1 protein-coding gene is annotated in these 782 nt (G+C 43.2%); it reads left to right on the forward strand.

Translation table 11 applies throughout. The features are described from left to right. Window positions 1-31: 31 nt before the first annotated feature. Window positions 32-172 (forward strand): hypothetical protein, encoded by a 141-nt coding sequence (locus tag OSCIL6407_RS37530; RefSeq protein ID WP_019488073.1) that lies wholly within the window; start codon window positions 32-34, stop codon window positions 170-172. Window positions 173-782: the final 610 nt, after the last annotated feature.

The raw sequence follows: 782 nt of genomic DNA on the forward strand, positions 1-782 counted from the left end.
CTGCGATCACAGCAGCTTTGGTCATTTCTAGGTGGCCCAGCAGGACGTGCTAGAAGCCATTGCCGTACTAGGCGCACCCGATGGCAGAATGATTTATGGCGGCGAAATCGGCTGGATTCACTCTGAGGGCTTGAATCAGGCGCGATCGCAAATGAGAAGAGACTTGACGTAAAGTGGATAGGGTGGAAAGCAGACTGTAAATAAAAGTTAAGTTTTCAACCACTACCATCCTCTTATTAAGAGCTAAAGGCAATCTAGCAGAAACTTAAAGACTAAATCACTGAGAATTTACTAACTGTTGTCAATTCAGATTCATTGATGCTATGCTGCTTTACAGCAGCCCAAACTTTCAGAAATATAGCACTCGCTATTTTTCCCAAAGTAAGCACTGCTATATCAAACCAGCACTCATACATCTCTCTAAAATTCTGATAGTCGTCTTGTTTGGCAGGCGTTGAGAAAAACAACGCCTCACAGCCAAGAATTGACTTTTCAATTAATACTAATGAAAAAACCCAACACGGAGTTCCCCAGGAGCTCCTTTTTTTTGGTTCGTTTCCAGAGCAGAGCGAAGTGAGAGCTTGTCCCCCAACAAATCAGCAAAGAGGCTTTGACATGGCAAAAAAAGGATACAAGAGTCAGAGAAATCAGCCAGAAATATATGAAGAAGTCAAAAAACCAGTTTCTCTTGGCTTAACCCCGACGGCTAAAGACATACTCCGCAGTTTGGCCACCGCTCAGGGAATATCTCAATCTGAATTTATTGAGCGCCTTATGAGAGA

It is taken from the genome of Kamptonema formosum PCC 6407, assembly GCF_000332155.1.
Taxonomy (GTDB): Bacteria; Cyanobacteriota; Cyanobacteriia; order Cyanobacteriales; family Microcoleaceae; genus Kamptonema; species Kamptonema formosum.